Raw genomic sequence first — 25,223 nt, 5'->3', positions numbered from 1 at the left:
TTATCAATCATTATGTTTATTACCATTCCTCCGAACGAACCGAGTGCAATGTCAGTATCCGTACGCGGACATGTGGCAACGCGACGCGCCGACCGACAGATCACCAGACGACCACCGCAACCACCCACACGACCCGATGACGACACCTAACGACGCCACGACGCCCGAGACGACTCGACCGACAGACCAGCAGACGACCGACGGCGACCGATCGACGACCCGGACCGACCGATCGACGACCCGGACCGACCGATCGACGACGGGGCGCCCGACGACCGATCGGACGCCGACCGACGACACTTCTCCCCGAGGGATTCCCGGCCGCACGCCGATCACCGAGGAAGCGGGCGCGCCGCTCGTCCCGACGACGACCGCCGAGCGATCCCCGACGACCGCCGACCCGACGCGCCGATCGGCTCGCGCCGCGACGCGCCCCCCGACCGACGCGGAGCGGGACGCGCCGCTGGTCCCGGACCTGCGTCCGACCGGCCGCACGCGGACCGACGGGGGATCGCGATGAGCGCCGTTCCGATGGCCGGAACCGGTGACGGACCGCGACCGGACCCGACGACGTTCACGCGGCGCGCGACCGACCGACACACCGACGGCGACACTGCGGAGTGACACCTATGCACCCGAACGAACTCGACGACGACGTCTTCACGAGAGATATCGACAACCCGGCCGGCAGGAAGCTCCGCGAGCTGTTCGCGGAGCAGGAGTACACCTTCGCGCCCGGGATCTACCACGCGCTCGACGCTCGCCTCGCGGAGATGGCCGGCGTCGACGCCGCCTACATGAGCGGCTACTCCACCGTGCTCGGTCAGTTCGGCTTCCCCGACCTGGAGATGGTCACGATGACCGAGATGGTCGAGAACGCCAAGCGGATGGTCGAGGCGACGAACCTCCCGGTCGTCGCCGACTGCGACACCGGCTACGGCGGCGTCCACAACGTCCGCCGCGCGGTCCGCGAGTACGAGAAGGCCGGCGTCGCCGCCGTCCACATCGAGGACCAGACCTCGCCGAAGCGGTGCGGCCACATCGCCGGCAAGCAGATCGCCTCCCGCGAGCAGGCGCGGTCGCGCTTCGAGGCGGCCGTCGACGCCAAGCAGAGCGAGGACACGGTCATCATCGCGCGGACCGACGCGTACGGCTCCGCGAACGGCGACTGGGAGGAGCACCTCGAACGCGGCCGGATCTACGCCGACGCCGGCGTCGACCTCGTCTGGCCGGAGATGCCCGACCCGTCCCGCGAGGACGCGGTCGAGTACGCGGAGACGATCCACGAGACCCATCCCGACCTCGACCTTGCGTTCAACTACTCCTCGTCGTTCGCGTGGAGCGAGCAGGAGGACCCGCTCACCTTCGAGGAGCTCGGCGACCTGGGCTACCAGTACATCTTCATCACCCTGTACGGGCTCCACTCGGGCGCCCACGCGGTGTACGAGGACATGCAGAACATCGCCGAGAACGACGAGCAGGCGCAGTTCGACCTGGAGGACCGCTACCTCGGTCACGAGACGGAGAGCCACCACGAGCTCTCCTTCGTCCCTCGGTATCAGGACATCGAGGCGCGGTTCGACCCCGAGGCGTCGGCCCGACAGGAGGCGTCGGCCGGCTTCAGCGAGGACGAGCGCGACCCGATCACGGCCGAGGACACCGAGGCCGAGGGAGAAACGGAGGAGCCACCGGCCCCCGAGAGCGACGACTGATCGGGAGCCGATCGCGGAACGAGACCGGAATCGCCCGGTCGTCTCGCTTTTCTTTATCGCCGGCGGTCGGTCGCGGTTCGGGGACCGGTGGTCGGACGCCGCGCTCGCGGATCAGGCCGGAAGCGTGTCGATGCCGTTGATCTCGACGTAGCCGTAGCCGCACTCGGGGCACCGCCACTTCGTCTTCTCGCCGAGGTGGAGGGTCATCGCCGCGGTCCGGTAGAACGACTGGGCCTCTCCGCACGAGGGACAGTCCACGTCCTTTTCGAGCGCCATGTGCCAGGTTCGGTCCGGCGCAGTTTTGAAGCTACTGATCCGGCGATCGGAGGGGATCGGTGATCGGGTCATCGCGCGCTCCGATGGCTCCGTCGATCGTGTATACGTCGGTCTCGAGGCCGGTAGAGCGGTGACAACCACCGAAGTTCGGCCGCTCAGGGATAACCGATCGACCGCGTTCGATACTGACCACTCCCGAAGCCAGCAGCCGTGGGGACGACGCGTTCGAACAGCGCCGCGACCTCGCGCCTCCCCAGCCTCGCCGCTCGCTTCGCTCGCGGCGTCCCTCGCGCGCTCCTCGCGGGCCGGCAGCCCGCTCGTCGGCGCGACACGGCGCCATAGCGTTCTTTGAAATCTGTGGCGAAAACGAGAACATTAGCCACACGATCTCAAACATCAGATTCAACAGATACCTCGGCATCATGCCAGTGTTTTCACTTTCGATGCTACGATACTCTTCATATGTGATGTATCCCAAGTTTTGTACTAACATATCACATATCTTCGTCTCAAGCGTCGGGACATGACTCGTGACAAGCCAGCCGAGACTTCGTCACCTAGTGAGCGAAGCACCGAGCGGGCGCTGACCATCACGGTTGACGACGAGGAGTACCGTTCGAAGAAGCGACACCTCAACGTCGACAACATCGTTGTTCTGTCCGTCTCCCGCGGTGCGCTCACCAGTAACGGTATCGTCGGCATCGTTGGGATCTCGGCGGCGGTCGGGTTCCTGCTCTCGACCTTCAGCACTCTCGTGGGTGTCGTCGGGTTCGTGATCGCCGCCATCGCCGTCTCGCTGTTGTTGTTCGTGGACGACACGGTCGAGATCGAAACGACCGCCGACACGTACTCCGTCGGGCTCTCGGACTGGGAGTCGATGGCGTCCGGGTACAGCGAGCTCGAACACGACCTCCAGCAGCTGACCGACGACGACACGGGGGCGATCCTGTTGCTTGCGGGCATGGCCGGCGCACTGGTTGGCATCGTCGATGTCGTGCTGGGTATCGCCATCGGCGTCCTCGGCGCGGCGGCGCTCTACGCGTACCTCCCGGACGAACCCGACTCCGACGAACCGTTCGGGGTGACATCGCTGACGGTCAAGGACAACCGGATTGAGAACGAGTTCCGTGAGATGGCACCGGACCCCATCATCGTTAAGCGGAACGAGGAGACACTACTCAGACGGTACAGCTACCGGTACTACTTCGTCCCAGAGAACATCGTGAGCATCGCCGAGGCGGAGGTCCTGCACCCGGCCCGGACGATACTCTGGACCGCGATGCTAATCTCAGGCCTGCTCGCCCTCTACTTCCTCATCCAGGCCGATGTCCTGTACACCCTGGTGTTCGTCGTCATCGTTGGGTTGGCGCTACTACTCGCGTCGCTGCTGGAAGACTTCGTCTTTGTCTCCGTCCGCAGCCACGGTGATACGGAGAAACACTTCGAGATGCTGCCCGAGGACGCCAAGACCCTCCTCCAACGGTTTAATCGGCGGCGCTCCACTACCGCCGCGGAGGAGTAAACAGGTATCTGGACGGCACGAACGGACTCCCCCAGAGCAGGACGGTGAAGGGAAGCAGAAACCACAGCGCTATCGCCACTACGCTCGCCTGTTTCAGACCGCTGATGACCAGAAGGTCCACGACGAGCATCACAACTGCGAAGACTGCACCGAGAACCCCGTATCGGAACCCGATGCCACCGTAGACGAGAGCTCCCAGCAGGATTGGGATGATCAGTGGCGTGTGCTTCAATACCGGGATCGCACCCAGCCTGACTGCCCAGCCTATTCCCTCGTAGGCCCCGATTAGCACGCCGAAGACCGTGGCCAGCACTCGCGCTCTGGAGATCACGGGTCCGGACCTCACCCCGCATGTATATTTCGACCAACTAATACTTTTGCCGGGTGGGCCAGCGATGATAAATAAACGGTATCGTCGTCGTCGCTCGCTACTCGTCACCGCTCACTTCTCGTCCACGTGCCGGACCTCGCTGGCGACGCCGCGCGTCGAGTCGACCATCTCCGGCCCGGACATCTCCGCGCGGCCGACCGCGAACGCCTTCGGCCCCTCGATGACGACCTCGTCGCCGACGCGGATGTCGTCGTCCGCGTCCACGACGCCGGGCGCCAAGACGGAGCCGTGCGGGACGAACGGGTCGATCTCGACGCGTTTGGTCGGGGCGGCGCTCTCGGCCCAGCGGCGCGCGCCGGCGAGGGTGAACGAGAGGGTGCCGTACTGGGGCACCATCGTCGCGAGCTGCTCGCCCGGCTCGCCCTCGCGGCCGGCGTCGGGGTCGTCGCCCCACACCTGGAGTTTGGGGTAGCGGCCGGTCGTGCGGATATCGGCCTCGCCCGGCCCGCCGAACAGGTCGTCGCCCGCGCCGTCGCCGAGCAGGTAATCGGCGAGCGCCCGGACCGTGTTGTGCTCGCGCTCGCGCTTGCTGTAGGCGGGCTCGCCCTGCAGAGTCGCGTTCAGCTCTCCGAGCGACTCGTCGCTCGTCGGGTGGCCGACGCACGTGTACTCGAACGGGACGTCGACCGCGGGGTCGCTCGCGACGCGCTCGCAGATCTCGCGGTAGCCGTCTTCGGGGACGTGCGCGATCACCCGCGAGTAGTCGTTCCGCTCCAGATAGCGCCGGAGAACCTCGGAGACGAACCCGATCTCGTCCTCGCTCCAGTCGCCGGTGACGACCGCGTCGTAGTGCTGGGCCGGGTACGTCGTCTCCAGCTCCTGAGGCACCACGCCGATCGGCGAGGTCATCGAGACGGTGTGGCCGCGCCACTGGATCGCGTCGTGGAACTGCCCGTGACTCTGCGAGTCGCTGTACGGCTTCGTCGCCGAGCAGGGCACCAACACGAGCGGCTGATCGGTGAACCGGTTCCGGTACCGGCTCGTCACGCGGTCTGCGAACCGCCGGATCTCGACGCGGTCCAGCGTCTCCGCGGTCGCCGCGGTCACCTCGGCGTCGCGCATCAGCGGCGTGCGCTCCTCGACGTACCCCCACTGGTCGTCGAACTCCCGGAACGCGGCCGTGAGCCACTGCTCGTGGCGGGCCTGCCCCTCGACGTAGTCGCGGAGGCGACCCGCGCGGATCCGCTCGCGGACGCGCCGAAGCTCCGCGCGGAGCGCGTTCACGTTGTGCACGGCGCAGTCGGCGCGGGTGAACTCGTCGCGGGGCGTCGCGCAGGCCGGACAGGCGCACGGCAGTTCGTCGAGGTCCTCCAGGAAGTGCTCGGCGTCGGCGGTGAGGTATCGCCCCTCCGTCCCCTTCGTCCGGGCGAGCGTCGCGTCCACGAGGTCGACGCCGGCGTACGCGAGGACCGCGACGTTCAGCGGCGTGGCGACGCCAGAGAGGAACAGCGCGGTGTCGGCCGGGAGCGCCTCCTTCGCCGACACGACCGCGTCGCGGAACGCCTCGCCGTGGCCGACGAACCCGGACGCGTCCGAGAGCAGATACGCGTCGGCGCCGACGTCGCGGGCGCCCGCGCTGTCGACGACGGCGGCGGAGGGGTAGTCGACATCGGGGTGATCGACCGCGAACGACTCGCGGACCTCCTCGCGGGTCCCCGCGGGGAACGAGCGGTGCGGCAGGACAGTGAGCGCGGCCTCGTCGCCGTCGGGGACCGCTCGGTCGCCGGCCCAGAGGCTGCCCGCGTCCTCGAGGAACGGGTCCGCGAGCGCCGGCGTCGTCACCGGATCGGCGAGCCGAAGCTCCCCGAGTCGGGCGGCGCCGTCGCGCTCGTGGACCTCGAAGTAGTCGGTCATACGTCCCCTCGCGCGGGGACGGTCAATTCTCTTGTGTTCCGCGCCGCAACCGTTACGCCGGACCCGACCGAATGGATCGCATGGAGCCGACCGGCCCGTGGGACCGCGACCGCGTCGACGAGTTCCTGACCGACACGCACGTGCCTGTCCGCCTCGGCTGTCACACCCCCGCAGACGACCCGTGGATCGTCTCGCTGTGGTTCTCGTGGGACGGCGCCGTCCACTGCGCGACGAGCGCCGACGCCGACCTCGTCGCCTTCCTCGCGCACGACGACCACGTCTCCTTCGAGGTGTCGACGAACGACCCGCCGTATAAAGGCGTCAGGGGACGAGGGCGCGCGACGGTGTCGCCGGACGAGGAGAAGGAGCTCCTGCGCGCCCTGCTGGACCGGTATCTCGGCGGCGTCGACAACCCGACCGGGGAGCGGCTCCTGAGCCCGGAGCGAGAGGAGGTCCGGATCCGCATCGAGCCGGAGCGACTCCACACGTGGGACTACTCGAAGCGGATGGGGTCGGGAGAGGGATAGTATCGCCCGGCCGTATTTCCGGTCCCCGTTGAAGCTCTCAGACCGTGAGGGGAAGTGGCTGCTGAATACAGAGGATGGATACACAAGAGACAGAAGTGGTGAGCCCAACCGAAATTCATCGCTCACCGGACAGCCGTCTCGGGTCAGCGGTTTCAGAAAGTTACCAGACGGCCATCGGAGAGATCCCCGACTCACTCATCAAGCGAGCGCTCGTATAGCGCTCCAGTAAGGACGCTGGCCGGCAACGCGATCCACGACGAAGCGAGGAACGCAACGACGATGATACCGATGCCACCGATGACGGTGTCGACGAGGGGGCTGCCGGTGGCTACGGCGTAAACCGAGGGAAGCCCAACTACCAACGCACCGGCGACGAGATAGGCCAGTGCCATCGCCAGCAGACCGCCGATCGCACCCCCATAGCGCTGTGACGGGGGGACGAGTCGCCACGCCGCGACCCCGGTGACGAACAACAGTGGGGCAACGACGGCGGAGAGACTGATAGCAGCCGACAGGAGTCCGACTACAAACGGGGGTCCTACTACAGCGTTGGTAACGAACGGAGCACCACCCGAACCCACCCCGATCAGTAGGATCCCAACCCCGACAACGAGATAGTAGAGAGTCGTGACCCCGACTGCCGTAATCGCCATCACGTATCCCGCACCAACGTCACGATCTCCGCCACGTGGGAGCCGATCGAGGTGCTTGAAGGGGGAAACAGCGAGTCGAGGGACGGGGACCATACAGGCACGTCAGGTCTGAATCAGTTAACGTTTGACTGCCTCGACGCGGGCCGTAACGTGGAACCCATACTATACACTTCACAAAACCGCGTGAGTGTGGAGTCTGAAGGATTCGCGCCTTGTATCTCGCACGGCTGTCGGAACATTTCTCTGAACTGGTAGACCCCTCGGTGGTCAATACGCAAGCGCGAAATTGCGGGTGATTCAGCCGCGTAGGCCCGGAAGTATCGACTGTAGATCGTTCAGTACAGGGAACTTACAGACCAGAGACGGTCTACTCCCTCCTCACTTCTGTTAGGAACGTAATGCGAGATACAGAGGCTGAATGTACTTCGGTGCTTGATACGAGGTACAGAGGAGCGAGTCGAGGTTGGTATCGCGTGGCGACTCTGCCGAAGGATGTCTCGCCTACTGGGCAGGTGTCTCGTGTCTCCAGAGCGTACTTCCGAAAATAAACACGCTGATCGTGACAGTAAGAAGAAATCCCGCAGCGATGCTCGGGGAGAGCCAGGGAGCGATAGGCGTCGAGACGAGAGGCGTTCCCAGCAGTGCCAATACCAACGTCACGGCGACCAGACCACCGTAGAGCACGCCGACGATACCGACGATACCAAGCGCCACACGAGTCGAGACACGACTCCAGCGAGTTGCGAGGTATCCCGTGAGCGGGAGGGCCTGTAACGCGTGAAGCCCGACAAGATGAGCAACACGAAGGTCGCCACCCGTCAAACTCCAGTTTAATAAGGTGAGTCCAGGCCCTCCACTGGCAGCTCCGACGGCATGGGATTGCCTGAACACCATGAGCCACCCTTGGAAGCTCATGAGAACAAATAGGAACATCCCGAGTACGAGTCCCCAGAGATAGGGAGGCGGGAGATCGGGAGGACTCCGGACGACTCGCCAGAGGACGTACGCGACGACAGAGGAACTGATAGTAATTGTCGCGCCCATGATCATGAAAATCGTCGTGTCGAGTGGCGCGCTCGTGTTGAAGTGTGATGCAACTCCTCTCGCGGCTTGGGTCGAGATCAGGGTGATTTCGATCGTCATCGCTCCACTGATCGTGTAGGTAGCTACCTTCTCCACTTGGTCAGTCAACGACAACGAAGGAAGAATCCACGCCATCGTTCCCGTAAAGATGGCAATCGAGATGGCGAACTTCCACGGCTTGGTCCAGACGTTCCGTCCGAGAAGCGTTCTACTGTCCAGTGCTATCAGGACAGTGAATAGAGCGGCGAGAGCGAGATGGGCGAGTGTAACGGTGTACAATAGTCGGTTACGGTTGCGAAGTTCTGTCAGCATTTCCTGCGCGGGTAAGGCCCTGTTCATCTATTCACCCCGCGAGGACGTAATCGCTGCTCCCTTCGACTGCCGTATTAGCAATAGCGAACTGTAGACGAGGCCAGTGACCAAGACGATCGTGAATCCCACGACCCACGCGAAGGCAAACCATCCAACCAGTGCATTCTCGTAGACTGTGATGATGTCTGCCGGTGGCTCGATGGCTGAGGGACCGAAATGCACGTACCCGATTAGTAGTGAACTCACGAAGAACAGGCCCGTCCAGTAGGGGATCCCAGCGCGGTCACGCCAGCCCAAGTACAATCCCAGTGTGATAAACGGGTACGATAGCAGACTGAACGTGAACGCGTTGATTTCCGGTGTCAGTGGCCATCCAACGTGGTTGCCGCGGATGATGTGGTCGATATGATGTCCGATTCCAAACAGGGAGATAATCACCAATAGCCCAACGAGTCGCTGTGGGATAGGGTGGTCACCTTTACGCAAGTCATGTATAACGGGACGGAGGTGAGATCCCTTCCACATGAACAGGCCGGAGATTACTAATGCTGGAAACAGAGCCAGTTTCACGAACAGTTCTGCCCTCGGAGTCGATCCCAGCGGTGAATAAATGAAGAGGCCGAGAACTGCTGCCACTGCGGCGTGAACGATTCGCTGAAGAGATCGAGATGGCCACCATTGCTGTGTTTTATCACTCATACGTTGTCTTCTAACCACCTCATTTGCTATTTGCTGGGATAATTAAAGCCGTTGGATAATAAACAATTTCATCCACGATCTATAATGTGGTTTTCAGGAATATTCACACAGAGCGTTCTGCTCTCACACGTCTTCAAAAGGATACAGGGAGCAACTACTATGACCAATATGCGCCCTCTATCGGCACGAGCGGTATCAACTCCCCAGTCGCTGTCAGTAGCTACATGACCGATAGGGAGAATACATTCAGCACTGAGACTGCGTTACTTTCTTCGTTTGATTCCCGGACCAACCGTTAGTAGGTGCCTACGGACGCATCTGTATGACTAGCTAAAGCATCTGTTTGTTTCTGGATATTCTATTTATACTCTACCGTCAAAACCACATGTGTGAACAGGAGAACGTATCTGTCTGTAACGAGTGTGACCGTGGCGTCTGTCCTCGGAGGCTGTTCGGCAGTGACGGGAGGTTCTGGTGATGTCCGCGTCGATGACACGACACAGCGAGAACAGACGTACGAATTAGACCTACAGAAGGGTGATACAGTGAAAATCATCGTTGGAACACAGAAAGGGTCTGGTGGAGAAGTTACTCTCTCTCATGACTCGCAAGACGTTCTCTCAGAGGCGTTCGAAACGGAGCAGACGTTTGAGCGTACAATCACGGTTACCGGTGTTCACGAACTCTCAGTGAAACCGTCCGAGTCTACTGTGATAAGTATCAAAGCTATCGTTAATCCGTAGCGGTGGATGACAGTCGATCCCCTGTACTGACCCATTTGGGCTACCGTTCTCTGGAGGGGGTTCCGTGTAAAATACGCGCGTTATATGTAGCAGTGACGTTTCGAACTACTCGGCGCTTGTCAGTGCTAGCGTGACCGATACAGAGGATCTAATCAGCACGGGGACTGCGTTATTTTCCCCATTTGAATTCTAAATTAGGCATAGATTGCGCTTGCGAACTGGTCAGTCGTTTACCAGTTCAGAAAAGTTATCACAAACACCACTCGAACTAGTTTTGATGCCCTCCGGAACAGATGAACTACTTACATCGATTCGGTATCTGCTCTTCATAATTGTATTTTTGCTCGGGCTTGGAGTCGCGGCACTTGGTGATCTCGCTGTTGCGGTACGTGGTTACACGACAGGGATATCGACTGCTGCTCGCTCGATCGGGGGCGTAGTCGTACTTACAGAACTTGGGCTTCTCTTTTATACAGTGCTTCGACCGAACGGGAGTCAAGACTCAGCGAACTAAGTTTATCGAGTGATTCGTGATTTCCCTGTACTGACCGATCCGGCCTGATCATACTGAGGGGGACTAGTACAAGACTCCCGCCCTGTATTCAGCACAGCCACAGAAATCAGTCACTGATCGGGGGTTCAACAAGCCCCGTTACCCGGACCGCCCGAGCGTCCGCAGGTCCTCCGTCTCGACGCAGTCGGGGACGGCGTCGAGCGCCGTCTCTGGCCAGCCGTCGTGACCGAGCGTGATCGCGGTCTCCGGGTTCGCCGACGCCAGGGCGGCGACGCCCTCGGCCGCGGCGACCTGCGCCGCGTCGTCGAGTCGCTCCGGGACCTCGGCAGTGAGCGGGTACGTCTCCGAGAGCGCCCGCGGGAAGGGACCGAACGGGGGTTTCACGCGCCACACGGCGTCGTAGTCGTGCGTGGAGGGCGCGTTCGACTCCGTGAGCAGCAGGCGGTCGGGGACCTCCAGCCTGGCGAGCCGGTCGCGGTGCCGGCGGATCTCGGGGCGCCGGGCCGATTCGTGGGAGGTGTAGAAGAACGCGTCCTTCGAGACCGGATCGGCGCGCTCCAGCTCGTCGGCGTGGTCCAGCAGCGCCCGGTAGCCGTCGAGCATCGCGGGGTGACCGCGGGCCCGGCGGTCGACCAGTTCGAGGAGGTTCCCCGACCGGATCGCCGCCTTCACGCGGCGGAGCTCCTCGAAGGTGACGTGGAGGTTGTGCTCGGCCAGCAGCTGCTCGGCGGACGCGTCGGCGTCGGTGTCGCCGTTTCCGCCCCCGGCGCTCCCGTCCATCTCCCGGAGCTCCGCGGGCGTGTGCTCGGCGCAGACCGGACACGAGCAGGGGAAGTACTCCATCTCCTCCAGGTGCTCGGTCCCGGAGACGGTCAGGTAGCGCCCGTCGCGCGCCATCAGCGCGTAGGCGGCCGAGTCGAACAGGTCGCAGCCGGCGGCGACCGCCAGCGCGAGCATCATCGGGTGGCCCGCGCCGAACAGGTGGACGGGCGCGTCCGGGTCGAGCCCGCGCTTCGCGGCGCGGACCGCCTCGACGACGTCGGCGTAGCGGTAGGCGTTGAGGAGCGGCACCATCGCGCCGACCGGGAACACGTCGAGGTCGGTGTCGGTCGCGCGCCGGCCCGCCGCCTCTCGGAGGTCCGGGAACGTCGACCCCTGTACGGGCGCGTTGACGAGCATCTCGCCCGTCTCCGCCGCCTCGGCGTCGGCGAGCGCCTCCTCGGTGGTCGCCAGCTCGCGCTCGGCGCGCTCGCGGTCGACGTCCGGCGGCGTCGGCACGTCGACGGGGGTCGCCACGTCGCTCCCGATCCGCCGCTGGAACTCGATTATCTCCTCGGTGGTCACGTCGATGTCGCCGTACTCGGCGAGCTGGAAGGAGCCGGAGTCGGTCATGATCGCGCCGTCGAACCCGAGGAAGTCGTGGAGCCCCTCGTCCAGCACGCGGTCGCGAATCCGGTCCGTGCTCCGGATGATGTAGGAGTTGGTGATCAGCATCTCCGCGCCGAACTCCTCGCGGAGTCGGGACGGCTCGACAGTGAGCACGTTGGGGTTGACGACCGGCAGCAGCGCCGGCGTCTCGACCGTGACCCCGGCGCGGGGGACCTCCAGCCGGCCGATCCGCCCGGCGGCGTCGTGGTCCCGGATCTCGAAGTGATCGCGCATACCCGGAGTGCGCGGACGCGGGCGGTAAGGGTTGCGTTCGGGAGGCGACGGGACGGAGCCCTCGCCCCTCCGGTCGGACTCCTCAGAGTCCCGTCGGGTGACTCACGTACTCGGTCCCCAGCCCCCACTCCGCCGACAGCGACCGGAGGGACCGCACCCCGAACGTCTCCGTCGCGTAGTGGCCCGCGAGGAACACCGTGACGCCGGCCTCTCGCGCCTCGTGGTACGCCTTCCCCTTCCCCTCGCCCGTGATCAGTGCGTCGGCGCCCGCCTCGACGGCCTCGTCGAGCCAGTCGACGCCGGACCCGGTGACGACGGCGACCCGGTCGATCTCGTCCGGGCCGAAATCGAGCACGCGCGTCGGCGACGCCTCGCCGTCGGGCTGGCCATCGAAGTCGTCAAGCGCCTCCCGGATCGACGCCGCGGACCGCGGCGCGTCGAGCTCGCCGACCGTCCCGATCGTGACCGGTCCGATCTCGCCGAACGGCTCCCGGTCCCCGACCCCGATCGCGCCCGCGACGCCGGCCGCGTTACCGAGGTCCTGATGGCCGTCCAGTGGGAGATGTGAGACGTACAGCGCGAGATCGTTCTCGACCAGCGCCGCGATCCGGTCGTACGCGGTCCCCGTGACGCGGTCGATGCCCCCCCACGAGATCCCGTGGTGGACGACGAGGACGTCGGCGCCCGCGTCGGCCGCGGCCTCGATCGTCGCCTCGGCGGCGTCGACCGCGAACGCGACGCGCTCCACCTCGGCGTCGTCCGGACCGACCTGTACCCCGTTCGCGCTGGCGTCGACGTCGGCGTACGCCGCCGTGTCGAGTTCGTCGTCGAGCCGTCGCGCGTACTCGGAGAGTTTCATGACGATCCGTGGATCGGCCGGGGAATAAAGAGCGACGGTCCGTCCGGGTCGGCTCCGATCGCAGCCGGACCGAGAACGTCTCTCAGGCATATAAACGTCTCATGCGGTGGCGCGCGCCTCCGAGCGCCCGGAGGGCGCGACGGAGCGCGCGCGAGGGAGTCGGACGTCCGGAGCGAAGCGGAGGGCGTCCGACGAGGCTGGGGAGGCGTGAGGCTGCGGTGCTGTGCGGGGCGGGATTCAAATGGGCAGCCGCGAGGACGAAGCACGACGACGCAAGCACTGCAGGGAGCGAACGAAGTGAGCGACCGAAGCGCGTGGTTCGAGACGCCCGAGGCGTCTCGTCATCGCCGGAAATCAGAGATTTTCGGCTAGCAGTCAGAACGCAGAGCGTTCTGACGACATCACGAAAGGCGCTCCGCGCCTTTCGAACGACAGCGAGTCGCGCGAGTAGCGAGGGCGACCGAAGGGAGCGCTAATCGTCCAGTTCCTCGGCGATCGACTCCGGCGGGCCGTCGATCTCCGGACCGCTCTCCTCCGCCGACGTCCCGCCCGGGACCTCGGGCGGGGCGTCGAACTCGGGATCGAACAGCCGGAGGGCGGTCCGGATCGTCTCCCAGTCGTCCTCGCCCGCGGCGTCGCGCAGCGAGCTGGTCGGGGCCGCGAGCAGCTGGCCGACCAGCGCGTCCGCCATGTCCGAGACGGTCTCGCGCTGCTCGTCGGTCAGATCGCCCTGCGCCTCCAGCTTCGAGAGCGCGCGGTCGACCTCGCGGGCCTTGACGCGGTCGGCGCCCGCGTACATCGCGGAGATGGCGTCGTCCGCGCGCTTGCGCTTGTACGCCCGCAGGATTCGGTCGAGCTCCTCGTCGATGATCGCCTCGACCTCGCGCGCCTCCGCCTCGCGGCTCTCGCGAGTCCGGCGCGTCACGTCCTCTAACGCGTCGATGTCGTACAGCGTGAGCTCGTCGCGGTCGGCGACCGCCGGGTCGACGTCGCGGGGCTGCGCGATGTCGATGCAGACGAGCCGCCCCGCGTCCGCGACGTGTTCCGGCTCGATCACCGGTTCCGGGCTCCCGGTCGCCGAGATCACGAGGTCGGCCCCGTGCACGACCGCCGGGAGGTCGGCGAGCGAGACGGCCTCCGAGGGCGTGTCGACCTCGCCGGCGACGAACTCCGCGTTCGGCACCGTCCGGTTCGCGACGACGATCTCCGAGACGGCCGTGTCGTCGAGCGTCCGGGCCGCGAGCGTCCCCATCTCGCCGGCGCCGACGATGACGGCCGAACCGTCGGTGAGGTCGATCTCGGTCGCGGCCAGCCGGACCGCGGCCGACCCGAGCGAGACGACCCCCTCGTTGATCGACGTCTCGTTCCGCGCGCGCTCCCCGACGTGGAGCGCCTTCGTCACCGCGTCCTTCAGGACGGGGCCGATGCCGCCCGCGGACTTCGACTCCTCGTACGCCTCCCGGAGCTGGCCGATGATCTGGTCCTCGCCGAGTACGAGCGACTCCAGCCCGGAGGCGACGCGCATCAGGTGTTCCAAGCTCTCCTCGTGGTCGAGTCGGCGGACCGCGCCGCCGCGGACCTCGGGGGCGAACGACGCCAGCGCGTCGGTCCCGTCGACGGTCCGGTCGGTGACGACGAACGCCTCCGAGCGGTTGCACGTCTGGAGGGCGAACGCCTCCTCGACGCCGTCGCGCGCGAGCAGGTCCGAGACGGTCGCACGGACGCCGTCGCCGCCGGCCGACTCGATCTCGTCGACCGTCGCGCGGGAGTGAGCGACGCTCACGCCGGCGATTGCTCCCGTCTCTTTCATTCCTTGAGTACCTCCTCGATCACGGAATACGCCTCTTGACGACCGTTGGATCTCCCCTTTTGTAAACCCTTCCAAACCCCCTCGGATCGCACGACGCGACGGATCGCCTCCCGGCGCGCCTCGGGCGCTATCTCCCGCTCTCTGAGCTCCGCGCGGAGCTCGCCGGAGAGCTCCGCCATCGCGCCGGCGCCGTCGATCTCGGCCTCGACGCGCTCGCGGAGCGCCTTCGCGAGCGCCGGGCTCGCGCCCCCGGTCGAGAGTGCGACCCGGACCGGCTCGTCCTCGACGGTCGCCGGGACCACCACGCTCCGGGCGTCGCGCGTGCCCGATCGGTCCGCGGCCGACACGTCCGTTCGGTTGACGAGCAGGCCGGCGTCGAGCGCGGCGGCCTCCGCCGCGGCGTTGACGGCGGCGACGTCCGTGGCGGCGACCACGAGCGCGGGGTCGACGCGCGCGACCCAACCGCGGACCGCGTCGGCGTCCGGGGCGGCGCGGACCAGCTCCACTCCCGCTCCGCTCGCTCCGCCTCCGTCCCGCGCCCGCTCGACGAGCCGCTCGTCGAACCCGGGGCTCACGACGACGACGCGGGCCTCGTCGGCGAACCGCGACGCCTTTCGCGCGCCGACGCTCCCCCCGCCGAACACGAGCACCGACTCCCCGGCGAAGTCGTGGTACAACGGGATCACGTCGGACGCCCCCGAACCGCGGTGCGACGGATCACGTCGTGTTGCTGTCGGCGCGGTCGGCGATGCGGATCCCCGTCTTCTTCAGAATTCGCGTCGAGAACAGCGTGTCCCAGTCGTCGGCGCCGACGTCCCAGTGCTCGTCCATCAGCTCTTTCACCTCCGCGATGCGGCGCTCGCTCTCCGCCTCCGTCCGCCCGTGCGTCATCGCGAAGAAGTTGTACTCCCAGACGCCGGCGTGCCGAGGGCGCTCGTAGCAGTGCGTGACGAAGTCGAGCGAGGCGACCGCGGGGCCGACCTCGTCGAGGACATCCTCGGGCACGTCCCAGACCGTCATTCCGTTCTCCGTGTACCCGAGCGCGTAGTGGTTCGGGATGACGCCGACGCGGCGCACCTTCCCCTCCGCCTCGAACTGTTTGATCGTCTCGATCACCCAGTCGACGTCGGCGTCGAGCGCGGCCGCCACGTCGGCGTACGGCGTCTCCGTGATCGGGAGCCCGCCCTGGATCTCGACGACGAGGTCGCGCTCGTCGGGCGTGAGCGCCCCCCGGTCGCTCGGCGTGACAGCCGGACCGAGGTCGGACAGGTCGACGTCGCCGTCGGGGACCGGACCGTCGACGAGGAACTTCGCGCCGACGTGGAACTCCCGGAGCTTCGGCAGGTTGTACGTCTCTTGGCCCGTCGCCGCCTCGATCTCGGCGAGCACCTCCTCGACCCGGTCGTTCCCGTCCTTGTCGGGGTCCGGGTGGTCGGCGACGCTCACCACGAACCACATGTTGAGGTGCGGGTGCTCGCGCTCGTAGTTGTGCGCCACTGCGGTGAACTCGTTGACCGTCTCCGCGATCTCCTCGTAGCGGTCCTCGGGCGCGTGCATCGCGACGAGCGACGCCGCCCCGCCGATCTCCTCGGCGTTGACGAGCGCGCCGAACCGCGAGAGGATGCCCTCCGCGTCGAGTTCGCGAACGCGCTCGCACAGTTCGGCCCCGGTCACGTCGACGCCGTGTTCGCGAAGCGCCGCCGCGGCCGGCTCGAAGGGCCGTTCCGTCGCCGGGAATCCGCCCTGAAAGGCGTTGATGATCCCGCGGTCGAGCGCCGTCAGATCCGCGTCGACCTCTCTCATGCCTCCAAATCGGGTCCGAGCGAGAATAAGCGATCCGACCCGCGGGCGAGGTCTGCGATCAGCGTCACCGTCCCGGTCCGCGCCACCGACGCCGCCTTCAGCCGTCGAGGTCGCGCGCGATGTCCGCGAGCGACGACGGCGGCCCGCGAGTCGCCTCGTACACGGTCCGCTCGCCGGGGACTCGGAGCCCGTACAGCTCCCCCGGCACGACGACGTCGAGGACGACGCTGTCCCCCGGCTCTCGGCCGTTCGCGGCGAGCCACGCGACCAGGCGGTTCTCCCCCTCCCCCGCCTCCCGCGCGAGCCGTCTGTTGTCGAACGCGCCGCGGATCAGCCGCCCGGCGCTGTCGGCGGTCACCGGGGCGTGGTACTCCTCGCGATCGATCGCGATCCGGATCACGTCGCCGGCGGCCATCGACAGCGACTCGCAGGTCCCCGACTCGACGCGGCCGGAGAGCTCGTCGTCTTCGGGGATCCGAACGCAGGGGCGGCGAGTGCCGCCGCTCCGGGCGAGCGAGACGCGAATCGAGGCGACGCCCTCGTCGTCGGAGGGAACGCGGGGCATCGGAAACGGGCCCTTACTCCTCGTCGGCGTCGTCGGCGTCGCCCTCGCCGAGCGCTGCGGCGACGTCGTCGCCCTCGACGACCGAGACGTTGATCTGCGCGACGTCGTCGTCGACCTCGCGGCCGCGGACGGTGATGCGCTTGCGCTCGCCTTCGCGGGACGGCTTGAAGCCCACGCCGCCCTCTAAGAGGAGCTCCTTCAGGCGAGTGCCCGAGACGTCCTCGCGCATCGGTCGACCGGTCTCGTCGGAGCCGCCGGTGATCTCGATCGTGTGCTCGGAGAGTCCGACGGCGTCGCCGCCGATCTCGTCGCCGATCTCGCGACCGAGGAACCGGTTGGCGTCCTGTCCGTCGACCTCTCGCTGGAACGTCTCGCCGCTCTCGGGGTCGGCGATGACGACTTTGAATTCGGCCATGGGCGAACGGAGACCCCCGCGAATAAAAAGCACGTCGAAACCGGGATCCGGCCCCGATCGGTCCGCGGATCCGGTTCGGCGGCGGGATTTCCCCGTCGGTCCCGGCCCGCCGCCCGGGATCCCTCCGCTCACCGCCCGGCGCCGATCCGCTCGACCCGCCGCGACCCGTCGCCCCACGGACCCTCGACGAACGCGTCCTCCAGCGCCCGAGCGACGCGCGCCGGTTCGCTCGGGCCGCCGGCCGCCGCGACGCTACCGACCGTCTCGGGATCGAACGGCACGCCGATGGCGTCGTAGACGGCGTCGCTGACGCCGGCGATCGCCCGGGCGTCGGCCGGCGTGACGACGACGCACCCGGCGACCAGCGCCGCGTCGGCGCGGACGCGCTGGGCGATTCCCGACACCTTCCCGCCGCCGGCCACGCGAACCGAGTGGTCGCCCGGGCAGAACGACGCCGGCGGCTCGCCGGCGACGACGTCGGCGCCCAGCTCTCGGAGCGCCCCGACCACCGCCTCGACCGTGCGGTCGTACCGCTCCGTGATCGAGCCGCGTGCCCCGCTTCCCGTCGGGTCGCCCTCGCCCAACGGGATCGCGTGGGCGAACGCCAGCGTGTCTCCGGCGTACGCAACGGCCCGACCGCCGACGTCGCGCTCCACCGGGCGGAATCCCCGTTCCGCGGCGATCCGTTCGGCCCTATCGAACGCCTCCGCGCGGGCGTCGCGGCGACCGAAGGCGATCTGTCGGGCCGGGGCCCACACGCGGAGCCCGGGCGTCCCGTCACCCGCGTCGGTGAGCAACGCCGCCGTCCGCTCACGGTCCGCGTCGGGGTCGTCGACAGCTCCCCTGAGCACGCGCATACCGGTCTGCAGGGCGGCGGCGGACAAGCCGGTTTCGGCCGGTCGCGGCCGCCGTCCGCGAACGGCGGCTCGCCGAGGGCGGGGCTCCGGCGTATGACACAAACGTTTTGCCGGCCCTCTTATTGGGTCACGTATCGATGAGCGACCTCGGCGCGCTGCCGGTACGAGCCTATCTCGCGGCCTGCCTGCTCGCCGCGATCATCGGGCTCTGGCTCGGCGGGGTCGCGTGGCGAGAGCGCGACCAACCGGGCGGGACCGAGGTCGCCCTCTACCTGCTGTGTGGCGGCGGGATATCGCTTCTGTACGCGGTCAGGGTCGCGAGCGCGAGCGAGCTGGTAATGGTCGTGACGCTCAACCTCGCGACGCCGCTCGTCGCCGCGATCCCCGGGATCTGGACGGCGTTCACGCTCGCGTTCGCCGGCCACGACCAGTGGCGGACGGAACACCGCATCGTCGCGCTGGCGACGCCCCCCTTCGTCTGGGTGCTGCTCGCGTGGTCGAGCGCCACGCACGGGCTCTCCCGTCGCTCGCTCGCCGCGGTCGCGGAGGGGCCGTTCACGCTGCTCTCGTTCGAGCTCGGCCTCGCCGACGTCGGCTTCGTTCTGTACGCGTACGCGCTCTGCGTCATCGGCGTCCTCGTCGTCACGGACCTCTACCAGCGGACCGGGAACCGGTACCGGCTCCAGACGTTCGTGATCCTGCTCGGGACGCTGTTCCCGTTCCTCGCCGGGATCGCCACCGTCGTCGACTTGGGTAGCTACGCGAACCTCGCGTGGTTCCCGTCGTCGCTCGTCGTCCACGGCGTCTTCCTGTACGGAACGGTGTTCTGGCTCGGGACGCTCGACGCCGCGGTCGTCGCCCGCGACACCGCCGTCGAGGTGATGCAGGACCCGGTGATCGTGGCCGGGTCCGACGGTCGGATCCGCGACCTCAACCCGGCCGCCGAGGAGCTGCTCCCGCCGGACGCGGTCGGGTCGTCGCTCTCGGCGGTGTTCCCGCGGCTGGAGATCGGCGTCGAACACCCGATCGCCATCGACGGGCGGCAGTTCGACATCCAGGAGGACCCGATAACGGACCCCCGCGGGACGGACCGCGGTCACGTGTTCCTGCTCCGTGACGTGACGGAGCGGGAGCGTCGCCAGACCGAACTGGAGCACCGCGAGGCGGAGCTGGAACGGCAGAACGAGCGCCTGGAGGACTTCGCCGGCGTCGTCTCCCACGACCTCCGGAACCCGCTCGCCGCGGCGACCGCGGCGGTCGAGCTCGCGCGCCACGACGGCGGAGAGAACGACGACGCGCTCGACCGGGCGGCGAACGCCCACGAGCGCATGGACGACCTGATCGAGGGGCTCCTCTCGCTGGCGACCGCGGGGCGCTCCGTCGACTCCGCCGATCGGGTGTCCCTCGACGCGACCGTCCGGCGGGTCTGGTCGCGGCTCGAGACCGCGGACGCGACGCTCTCCGTCGAGGGGCCGGACCCGACCGTCCTCGCCGACGGCGATCGGCTCGAGCAGCTGCTCTCGAACCTGTTCCGCAACGCGATAGAACACGCCGGAGCGAACGTCTCGGTGCGGGTCGAGATCGAGCGGCGACCGGGCGGCGTCGCGCTCGCCGTCGCCGACGACGGCCCGGGAGTCCCCCCGGAACAGCGCTCCCAAGTGACCGAACGGGGCGTCTCGCTGGACGGCGGAACCGGGCTCGGGCTCGCGATCGTCGTCGACATCGCGGAGGCGCACGGCTGGGAGCTCTCCGTCGAGGAGTCTGAATCCGGCGGCGCCCGCTTCGTGATCGCCAGGATCGAACCCGCTGACGGGTGAGACGACGGCGCGGACGGGCGGGTCGACTCCGCGGTGTCGACCTCCGGCCCGGGCTACCGGCGTCGACGGCCACTTGTCGGTCGAGCCCCGCCCTCCGAACGACGATGTCGGTCACGCTGCCGCCAGACTCGCTCGACGGCTACCGTCGGTTCTCGCGGTTCAACTCGCCGTACCCGGCACACGACGACGGGAGCGCAGTCGATCTGTACCCCGAGGACGGTCGGGGAGTATCGCCCGTCTCGGGCGTCGTTCGCGAGACGCGTACCGTCGGCTGTCCGGACCGATCCTACGCCGCGAGCGAGGACCATCTGATCGTCGTCGACCTCGACGACGAGTGGTGTCGGCGGGCCGGCGCCGCGCCCGGGACCGCCGCTCGGATCCTCCACGTTGTCCCCGAGGTGTCCCCCGGCGACCGCGTCGATGTCGGCGACGACCTCGGGCCGACGACGCGCTCCGGGTTCTTCGGGCAGTGGGTCGACGACCACGTCCACCTCGGGTTCCGAGCCCCCGGCGCGAGCGCGCTCAGGGCGAGCGGGTCGCTCCCGGTTGACGTCGACGTCGCGGTCGCCCCCATCCCGTGGGACGGGGAGGGCGTCGTGGTCGAACGCGGGCCGACGCACGTCATCCTCGACGCGCCGGTCCACCCCGATCCGGGCGAGTCGTTCGCGGCGCTCGCGAGCGACGAGCGGATCCCGCTGGACGGCGGACTGGCCCACTACGCCGGCGGCGGCGCGTTCGGCGCGGGCACGCCCGGCGGCGCGCTCGACGGTGGCACGCCCGGCGGCGACGCGGTCGAACACGGCGACCCGGCCGGACGCGGCGACGGGTTCGGCCGGTTCGAGGAGGGGGCGGCGGCGACGCTGTGGGGGACACGCGTCGGCGTCGCGGCGGGTCGCGGACTCGCGTGGGACGCCGTCGACGTGCTCGCGAACGGCGAGCGGGTCGTGGGGCTGTCGCTGTTCGCGGCGCGGGACGCGGGGTACGGCGCGAAGGTCGTCTGCCCGGACCGCGAGTTCGCGATCGGCGAGGCGGTGTCGCTCGACGTGGTCCCGATCGACGACCCGATCCGGCTCGGAGTGGGGTGAGGTCCCGTCAGCGCGAGGGGAACGACGGCTGGCGAACGGCCGGCGCGTTCGGCGGTTCCCGCGGCGGTGCGCCGGACTCCCGTCTCGGCCGCCGCGGGCGAAGCGTCAGGTCACGGGGCGGGTGGCTCGGCATCGGACAAGAGCGGTCGGGCGGGCTCGGAGCGATCGGTCAGACCGCTGACCGGGCGGACCTCGAAACACCGGTCCCCGACCGCCGCCGGCGCGCCAACCCCGGACCAGTTGTTTCCCGTTTCGGGGGCTACAAGCGGGACCCTCGTGAGTTGGAGGTATGAACCGGACAGACGTCGCGGACTTGGACCCCTTGCCGGCCGAAGCCGTCGCGCTCGTCGAACGGCGAATCGAGGAGGAGCACGGCTACCTCTCGTGGCTGAACACGTCGGTGGACGTCGTCGAGCGGGGGCGGGTCGTCCTCTCGATACCGTACGACGACAAGCTGACGAACAGCGACGGCGGCACCATCCACGGCGGCGTGGCGGCGACGCTCGTCGACACCGCCGGGGGAATCGTCCAGCGCACCGCCTTCGAGGACCCGCTCTCGGGCGGCGTCGCGACGGTGAACCTCAACGCGAACTACCTCCGCCCGGCGACCGGAGACCTCCGCGCCGAGGCGACGATCGTCAGGTCCGGCGGGTCGATCGGGGTCAGCGACATGACCGTCACCAGCGCGACCAACGGCGAGACCGACGAGGTCGTCGTCGGTCAGGGGTCGTTCCGACTGTTCCGCGAGTAGCCGGCGAGACCGTCGATGAGGTCCGCCGGGTCGTCGAGCGCGCCCGCGAGTTCGGTTACCGCGTCGCGCTCGGCCCGGTCGGGCGCCGCGCGGACGACGACCGACTGCTCGCCGAGCGACACGAACTCGCAGTCGAGCCGCTTCGCCGTCTCGCGCAGTCCGACCCCGACGTCGGCGTCGCCGGCGATCACCTTCCGAACCGGGCTCTCGAACGCCCGCACGGTGAGCTCGTAGCCCGCGACGGCCTCGATCAGCTCGCTCCGCGAGGTCGACCGCTCGTCGGCGAGCGCGTCCAGCGCGTCGTCGAAGCTCCGCCGGAGCCCGGAGTCGGTCGGGCGGTTGACGAACCGCAGGTCGCGGTCGACGACCGATTCGAGGCCAGTCACGTCGGCCGGGTTGCCCGCGGGGACGACGAGCCCCCACTCGCGGGTCCAGCCGCCGAGCTCGACCGACTCGACCTCGCGGTCGGTCGGTCCCGCGACGACCGCGACGTCCGGGACGCCGTCGCGCAGCCGCCGGAGCCCCTCGCGGGAGCCGACCGGGAGGTACCGCGGGTTCTCCAAGCGGTCCAGCAGGCGGTTGAGCGCCGGGTCGTCCTCGCCGACGCCGAGCAGGCTCGGTGGGCGCACCTCGGGCGAGAACAGCCGCACGGTGACGCGCTCGCCCCGGTCGAGGTACTCCGTGTCCGGGTCGACGGCGACGACGCCGTCCGCTTCGACGAGGCTCGTCGTCGCCCCGGAGCCCTTGTCGACCGGGTAGACGAGCGGGAGGTCGCCGTCGGCCAGGTCGAGGAGTCCGACGGGCATCAGCCGCATGCGTCCCTCCCCGTATCGCTCGCCGAGCCCCATCCGTCCCTCGACGGTCGCCGTCGCGGGCTCGGGCCGGCCGGCCGCCTCGCGGATCGCGGGCGCGACGAACGTCCGGAATATCGTGAGCGCGGAGACCGGGTACCCGGGGAGACCGATGTACGCCGAGGTCGCGGCCGACCCGCTCTCGTCGCCGCGGCGGTCGAGGCGGCCGACGAGCATCGGCTTGCCGGGCTTGACCGCGACGCCGTGGAGCAGCAGCTCGCCCCGCTCCTCGATCACCCGGTAGATGACGTCGACGGCGCTCGCCGAGGTCGACCCCGAGGAGAGCACGAGGTCGCACTCGTCGGCCGCGCGCCGGAGCAGCCGCTCCATCTCGTCGTAGTCGTCGCCCGCGTGCGGGTAGAGGACCGACTCGCCGCCCGCCTCCTCGACGCCCGCGGCGATCGTCGTCGAGTTCACGTCGTATATCTCGCCGCGCGAGGGGTCGAGCGACTCGCCCGGTCGGACCAGCTCGTCGCCGGTCGAGACGATCCCGACCCGCGGTTTCCCCTCGACGGGGACCTCGTCGACGCCGAGCGCGGAGAGGAGCCCGATCTCCCGTGGCGTGAGCCGCGTTCCCGGACCGAGCGCCCGGGCACCCGCGGCGATGTCCGCGCCGGCGCTCATCACGTGGTCGCCGGGCGCGACCGCGGTCCGGAACGCGATGCGGTCGGGCCGGTCTCCGTCCCCCGCTTCCCCCTCGCCGTCCAGTTCGTCGGTCCGCTCGACCATCACCACGGCGTCTGCGCCCTCGGGCATCACGGCGCCCGTCGAGACCTCGGCGCAGGTGCCCGGCGCCACCGTCACCTCTGGCGCGGCGCCGGCGTGGACCGCCCCGACGAGGTCGAGCTCCGCGGGGTCGGCCTCGTCCGCGCCGAACGTGTCGCGGGCGCGGACCGCGTACCCGTCCATCGACGCCCGGTCGAAGCCGGGGACGTCGATCGCGGCGTCGACGCGCTCCGCGAGGACGCGCCCGCGGGCCTCCGCCAGCGGGACCGTCTCCGACTCCGGCGCGAGGTCGAGCGAACCGATCGCCTCGCGGGCGGCCGCGGGCGTCGCGAGGTCCCGGAACTCCTTGCGGTCGCTCACGGCGTCACCTCCCAGAGCTCGACGTCGACGACCTCGCCGGCGTCGAGGCCCTCCCGCGGCTCGGGGACCACGACCCAGCCGTCGGCGAGCGCGACGCTCGACAGGATGCCGGAACCGCTCGCGCGCGTCGGGGTCGCGGCGGGGAGGTTCGCCGCTCCCCCGTCGCCGTCGTTCGCCCCGTCTCCCCCCTCGTCGCCGTCCGCTTCGTCGCCCTCGCGCTCGGAGAGCGCCACCCGCGCGAACGTCCGCGTCCCGGGCTCGCTCGGTACCTTCCGGTCGAGGACCGCGCGCCGCGTCGGGAAGGGGTCGGCGGTCGTCCCGCCGACGCGCTTCTGGAGCGGCCGGAGGAACTGCGCGGCGTTGACGATGCAGGCGACCGGGTAGCCGGGCAGGGAGACGACCGGCGTGCCGTCGGCGACGCCGAGGCAGACCGGGTGGCCCGGCTTCAGGGCGACGCCGTGGACGAGCACCTCGCCGAGCCCGTCGACGACCTCGGGGATCAGGTCGCGCTCGCCGACCGACGACCCGCCGGTGGTGACGACCACGTCGGCGTCGAGGTCGGCCTCCACCGCGGCCGCGAGGGCCTCCTCGTCGTCGGTGACGACGTCGCGGTAGCGCGCCTCGCCGCCCCACCGCTCGACTAACCGCGAGACGGTCAGCCCGTTCGTCTCGATCACCTCGCCCGGGTCGGGGTCGGACTGGACCAGCTCCTCGCCGGTCGGGAGCACGGCGACAGTCGGGGGGTCGTACACCGGGACCGCGTCGAGCCCCACCGACTTCAGGAGCCCGAGGTCGGAGGGGCGAAGGACGTGGCCCGCGTCGAAGAGGCGCTGGCCGTCGGCGACGTCCTCGCCGGCCTCGCCGACGTTCTCGCCGGTCGCGACGGCGTCGAACGCCTCGACCTCCTCGCCGACTTCCTCCACCTGTTCGATCATCACGACGGCGTCGGCGCCCTCGGGCACCGCGCTTCCGGTGTGGACCCGCGCGGCCTCGCCGGGCGCGACCGACTCGGCCTCCGTGCCCGCGGCGCGGAGCACCGCCGGCGAGCGGTCGGAGGCGCCGAACGTGTCCTCGGCGCGGACCGCGTACCCGTCCATCGCCGCCCGGTCGTAGCTCGGGACCGGCGCCGGCGCGTCGATCGGCTCGGCGACGACCCGCCCGTCGGCGTCGGCCGTCGGCAGCGACTCGGTCCGGCCGTGCGGCTCGGCGGCGTCCAGCAGCGTCGCCAGCGCGTCCGCGACGCGGGTCCGCCGCTTGAAGCCGGCCTCGCGTCTGTCGTGGCTCATGGGCGTTCGTTTCGGTCCCGCGTGCAAAAACCCCGCTCCCCTGGCGGTCGCCTCGCCGGGCTCCGACCGCGGGCTCACCGCCGTCGCGGT

General features: G+C 68.5%; 23 protein-coding genes. 7 read left to right on the top strand and 16 right to left on the bottom strand.

Going from position 1 to position 25,223, the window contains the following annotated elements:
- Positions 1-136: 136 nt before the first annotated feature.
- Both DJ81_RS05180 and aceA read left to right on the top strand, forming a co-directional pair.
- Positions 137-520, top strand: a complete 384-nt coding sequence (locus tag DJ81_RS05180) for a hypothetical protein (protein WP_094588810.1) — start codon at positions 137-139, stop codon at positions 518-520.
- Between the two features lie 109 nt (positions 521-629).
- On the top strand, positions 630-1,712 hold the full coding sequence (gene aceA, locus DJ81_RS05175) for an isocitrate lyase (RefSeq protein ID WP_094526739.1): 1,083 nt from the start codon (positions 630-632) through the stop codon (positions 1,710-1,712).
- Between the two features lie 111 nt (positions 1,713-1,823).
- Here the strand turns inward: aceA and DJ81_RS19075 are convergent, their stop codons facing one another.
- The gene (locus DJ81_RS19075) at positions 1,824-1,988 is read right to left on the bottom strand and encodes a hypothetical protein (protein ID WP_170938246.1); all 165 of its coding nucleotides are present in this window, start codon (positions 1,986-1,988) and stop codon (positions 1,824-1,826) included.
- A gap of 523 nt (positions 1,989-2,511) precedes the next feature.
- Here DJ81_RS19075 and DJ81_RS05170 point away from each other — a divergent pair.
- Entirely contained in the window at positions 2,512-3,510 is a 999-nt protein-coding gene (locus tag DJ81_RS05170; protein ID WP_094557784.1) for an ammonium transporter, read from the top strand.
- On the opposite strand, the gene DJ81_RS05165 is transcribed toward DJ81_RS05170, so the two are convergent.
- Positions 3,491-3,841, bottom strand: coding sequence for a hypothetical protein (locus DJ81_RS05165; protein WP_094526737.1), 351 nt, complete (start codon positions 3,839-3,841; stop codon positions 3,491-3,493). The genes DJ81_RS05170 and DJ81_RS05165 overlap by 20 nt on opposite strands.
- A 111-nt stretch (positions 3,842-3,952) precedes the next feature.
- Positions 3,953-5,755 (bottom strand): archaeosine synthase subunit alpha, encoded by a 1,803-nt coding sequence (arcS, locus tag DJ81_RS05160; RefSeq protein WP_094588785.1) that lies wholly within the window; start codon positions 5,753-5,755, stop codon positions 3,953-3,955.
- Between the two features lie 80 nt (positions 5,756-5,835).
- Between arcS and DJ81_RS05155 the strand changes: the two genes are divergently transcribed.
- Entirely contained in the window at positions 5,836-6,282 is a 447-nt protein-coding gene (locus tag DJ81_RS05155; RefSeq protein ID WP_094526735.1) for a pyridoxamine 5'-phosphate oxidase family protein, read from the top strand.
- 191 nt (positions 6,283-6,473) lie between these two features.
- Here the strand turns inward: DJ81_RS05155 and DJ81_RS05150 are convergent, their stop codons facing one another.
- From DJ81_RS05150 to DJ81_RS05095, 11 genes are all read right to left on the bottom strand, one after another.
- Positions 6,474-7,028 carry a hypothetical protein gene (locus DJ81_RS05150; RefSeq protein WP_094588783.1) on the bottom strand — a complete coding sequence of 185 codons (555 nt, stop codon included), beginning with the start codon at positions 7,026-7,028 and terminating at the stop codon, positions 6,474-6,476.
- Between the two features lie 408 nt (positions 7,029-7,436).
- Positions 7,437-8,357, bottom strand: coding sequence for a hypothetical protein (locus DJ81_RS05145; RefSeq protein ID WP_094588781.1), 921 nt, complete (start codon positions 8,355-8,357; stop codon positions 7,437-7,439).
- On the bottom strand, positions 8,358-8,966 hold the full coding sequence (locus tag DJ81_RS18700; RefSeq protein ID WP_141212535.1) for a hypothetical protein: 609 nt from the start codon (positions 8,964-8,966) through the stop codon (positions 8,358-8,360). It lies immediately after the preceding gene.
- Between the two features lie 1,458 nt (positions 8,967-10,424).
- The gene (gene tgtA / locus DJ81_RS05130; protein WP_094588775.1) at positions 10,425-11,948 is read right to left on the bottom strand and encodes a tRNA guanosine(15) transglycosylase TgtA; all 1,524 of its coding nucleotides are present in this window, start codon (positions 11,946-11,948) and stop codon (positions 10,425-10,427) included.
- An 82-nt stretch (positions 11,949-12,030) separates the two neighbouring features.
- The gene (locus tag DJ81_RS05125) at positions 12,031-12,807 is read right to left on the bottom strand and encodes a Nif3-like dinuclear metal center hexameric protein (RefSeq protein WP_094588773.1); all 777 of its coding nucleotides are present in this window, start codon (positions 12,805-12,807) and stop codon (positions 12,031-12,033) included.
- Positions 12,808-13,279: 472 nt separating this feature from the next.
- Positions 13,280-14,617 (bottom strand): glutamyl-tRNA reductase, encoded by a 1,338-nt coding sequence (gene hemA, locus DJ81_RS05120; protein ID WP_094521995.1) that lies wholly within the window; start codon positions 14,615-14,617, stop codon positions 13,280-13,282.
- Positions 14,614-15,303 carry a bifunctional precorrin-2 dehydrogenase/sirohydrochlorin ferrochelatase gene (locus DJ81_RS05115; RefSeq protein ID WP_094521996.1) on the bottom strand — a complete coding sequence of 230 codons (690 nt, stop codon included), beginning with the start codon at positions 15,301-15,303 and terminating at the stop codon, positions 14,614-14,616. Before DJ81_RS05115 ends, hemA begins: the two co-directional genes overlap by 4 nt.
- 31 nt (positions 15,304-15,334) lie before the next feature.
- Positions 15,335-16,420 carry an Lrp/AsnC family transcriptional regulator gene (locus DJ81_RS05110; RefSeq protein WP_094527914.1) on the bottom strand — a complete coding sequence of 362 codons (1,086 nt, stop codon included), beginning with the start codon at positions 16,418-16,420 and terminating at the stop codon, positions 15,335-15,337.
- Between the two features lie 97 nt (positions 16,421-16,517).
- On the bottom strand, positions 16,518-16,985 hold the full coding sequence (locus DJ81_RS05105; RefSeq protein WP_094527913.1) for a hypothetical protein: 468 nt from the start codon (positions 16,983-16,985) through the stop codon (positions 16,518-16,520).
- A gap of 13 nt (positions 16,986-16,998) precedes the next feature.
- Positions 16,999-17,400 carry a 30S ribosomal protein S6e gene (locus DJ81_RS05100; protein ID WP_094521999.1) on the bottom strand — a complete coding sequence of 134 codons (402 nt, stop codon included), beginning with the start codon at positions 17,398-17,400 and terminating at the stop codon, positions 16,999-17,001.
- A gap of 128 nt (positions 17,401-17,528) precedes the next feature.
- Positions 17,529-18,257, bottom strand: a complete 729-nt coding sequence (locus DJ81_RS05095; protein WP_094588771.1) for a lipoate--protein ligase family protein — start codon at positions 18,255-18,257, stop codon at positions 17,529-17,531.
- A gap of 137 nt (positions 18,258-18,394) precedes the next feature.
- Here DJ81_RS05095 and DJ81_RS05090 point away from each other — a divergent pair, with 137 nt between their 5' ends.
- The 3 genes from DJ81_RS05090 (at position 18,395) to DJ81_RS05080 (ending at position 21,910) form a co-directional block, all read left to right on the top strand.
- The gene (locus DJ81_RS05090) at positions 18,395-20,074 is read left to right on the top strand and encodes a histidine kinase N-terminal 7TM domain-containing protein (RefSeq protein ID WP_094522001.1); all 1,680 of its coding nucleotides are present in this window, start codon (positions 18,395-18,397) and stop codon (positions 20,072-20,074) included.
- A 104-nt stretch (positions 20,075-20,178) separates the two neighbouring features.
- On the top strand, positions 20,179-21,159 hold the full coding sequence (locus DJ81_RS05085) for a hypothetical protein (RefSeq protein WP_094588769.1): 981 nt from the start codon (positions 20,179-20,181) through the stop codon (positions 21,157-21,159).
- Positions 21,160-21,448: 289 nt separating this feature from the next.
- Complete coding sequence (locus tag DJ81_RS05080) at positions 21,449-21,910, top strand: PaaI family thioesterase (protein WP_094527910.1); 462 nt, start codon at positions 21,449-21,451, stop codon at positions 21,908-21,910.
- Here DJ81_RS05080 and DJ81_RS05075 read toward each other — a convergent pair.
- Positions 21,880-23,847, bottom strand: a complete 1,968-nt coding sequence (locus tag DJ81_RS05075) for a molybdopterin biosynthesis protein (protein WP_094527909.1) — start codon at positions 23,845-23,847, stop codon at positions 21,880-21,882. The two genes, DJ81_RS05080 and DJ81_RS05075, sit on opposite strands and share 31 nt — an antisense overlap.
- Positions 23,844-25,133: a gephyrin-like molybdotransferase Glp gene (gene glp, locus DJ81_RS05070; RefSeq protein WP_094588767.1), complete on the bottom strand. Its 1,290-nt coding sequence runs from the start codon at positions 25,131-25,133 to the stop codon at positions 23,844-23,846. Before glp ends, DJ81_RS05075 begins: the two co-directional genes overlap by 4 nt.
- Between the last annotated feature and the right edge of the window lie 90 nt (positions 25,134-25,223).

This window comes from Halorubrum sp. Hd13 (genome assembly GCF_002252755.1).
GTDB lineage: Archaea > Halobacteriota > Halobacteria > Halobacteriales > Haloferacaceae > Halorubrum.
The sequence above is the reverse complement of the archived record's forward strand: the minus strand, read 5'-3'. Positions and strand labels throughout refer to the sequence as shown.

Excerpts from the sequence above, each read along its gene's own strand:
- DJ81_RS05125 (WP_094588773.1), bottom strand. The coding sequence starts at position 12,807 with ATGAAACTCTCCGAGTACGCGCGACGGCTCGACGACGAACTCGACACG.
- tgtA (WP_094588775.1), bottom strand. The coding sequence starts at position 11,948 with ATGCGCGATCACTTCGAGATCCGGGACCACGACGCCGCCGGGCGGATC.
- DJ81_RS05095 (WP_094588771.1), bottom strand. The coding sequence starts at position 18,257 with ATGCGCGTGCTCAGGGGAGCTGTCGACGACCCCGACGCGGACCGTGAG.
- DJ81_RS05170 (WP_094557784.1), top strand. The coding sequence starts at position 2,512 with ATGACTCGTGACAAGCCAGCCGAGACTTCGTCACCTAGTGAGCGAAGC.
- DJ81_RS05090 (WP_094522001.1), top strand. The coding sequence starts at position 18,395 with ATGAGCGACCTCGGCGCGCTGCCGGTACGAGCCTATCTCGCGGCCTGC.
- DJ81_RS05155 (WP_094526735.1), top strand. The coding sequence starts at position 5,836 with ATGGAGCCGACCGGCCCGTGGGACCGCGACCGCGTCGACGAGTTCCTG.
- DJ81_RS05180 (WP_094588810.1), top strand. The coding sequence starts at position 137 with ATGACGACACCTAACGACGCCACGACGCCCGAGACGACTCGACCGACA.
- hemA (WP_094521995.1), bottom strand. The coding sequence starts at position 14,617 with ATGAAAGAGACGGGAGCAATCGCCGGCGTGAGCGTCGCTCACTCCCGC.
- glp (WP_094588767.1), bottom strand. The coding sequence starts at position 25,133 with ATGAGCCACGACAGACGCGAGGCCGGCTTCAAGCGGCGGACCCGCGTC.
- DJ81_RS05105 (WP_094527913.1), bottom strand. The coding sequence starts at position 16,985 with ATGCCCCGCGTTCCCTCCGACGACGAGGGCGTCGCCTCGATTCGCGTC.
- DJ81_RS05085 (WP_094588769.1), top strand. The coding sequence starts at position 20,179 with ATGTCGGTCACGCTGCCGCCAGACTCGCTCGACGGCTACCGTCGGTTC.
- DJ81_RS05080 (WP_094527910.1), top strand. The coding sequence starts at position 21,449 with ATGAACCGGACAGACGTCGCGGACTTGGACCCCTTGCCGGCCGAAGCC.
- arcS (WP_094588785.1), bottom strand. The coding sequence starts at position 5,755 with ATGACCGACTACTTCGAGGTCCACGAGCGCGACGGCGCCGCCCGACTC.
- aceA (WP_094526739.1), top strand. The coding sequence starts at position 630 with ATGCACCCGAACGAACTCGACGACGACGTCTTCACGAGAGATATCGAC.
- DJ81_RS05150 (WP_094588783.1), bottom strand. The coding sequence starts at position 7,028 with ATGGTCCCCGTCCCTCGACTCGCTGTTTCCCCCTTCAAGCACCTCGAT.
- DJ81_RS19075 (WP_170938246.1), bottom strand. The coding sequence starts at position 1,988 with ATGGCGCTCGAAAAGGACGTGGACTGTCCCTCGTGCGGAGAGGCCCAG.
- DJ81_RS05145 (WP_094588781.1), bottom strand. The coding sequence starts at position 8,357 with ATGAACAGGGCCTTACCCGCGCAGGAAATGCTGACAGAACTTCGCAAC.
- DJ81_RS05100 (WP_094521999.1), bottom strand. The coding sequence starts at position 17,400 with ATGGCCGAATTCAAAGTCGTCATCGCCGACCCCGAGAGCGGCGAGACG.
- DJ81_RS05110 (WP_094527914.1), bottom strand. The coding sequence starts at position 16,420 with ATGAGAGAGGTCGACGCGGATCTGACGGCGCTCGACCGCGGGATCATC.